Here is a 409-nt window from a genome sequence, read left to right as displayed (position 1 = left end):
CCTGATCGCCGAGCGCTATCACACCCGCCACCATCGCCTGCGCATCGGCGAGCACGAAGTGATCGAGCAGTTGCCGGCGGCCTTCCGCGCCATGAGCGAGCCGATGGTCAGCCACGACTGCATCGCCTTCTACCTGCTCGCGCGGGAAGTCTCGAAGCACTGCAAGGTGGTGCAGAGCGGCCAGGGCGCCGACGAGCTGTTCGCCGGCTACCACTGGTATCCGAAGGTGGATGGCGCCGACGACGCCTTCGCCGCGTACCGCGCGGCGTTCTTCGACCGCGACCACGAGGAATACCTGGCCACCGTCGGCGAGCGCTTCCGCGTCGAGGACGTCGCCGGGCACTTCGTCCGCGACCACTTCGCCAGCCCCGGCGCCGAGGCCGCGGTGGATAAGGCGCTGCGCCTGGCT

1 protein-coding gene is annotated in these 409 nt (G+C 69.4%); it reads left to right on the top strand.

Annotation, left to right across the window (positions count from 1 at the left end; translation table 11 throughout):
- The coding region (locus GWG67_RS38875) for an asparagine synthase-related protein (RefSeq protein WP_275174918.1) at positions 1-409 on the top strand (409 nt) is incomplete at both ends.

This window comes from Bradyrhizobium sp. CSS354 (genome assembly GCF_029051725.1).
In the GTDB taxonomy this organism is placed as follows: Bacteria; Pseudomonadota; Alphaproteobacteria; order Rhizobiales; family Xanthobacteraceae; genus Bradyrhizobium.
This window is presented reverse-complemented; position numbering and strand designations above follow the sequence as displayed.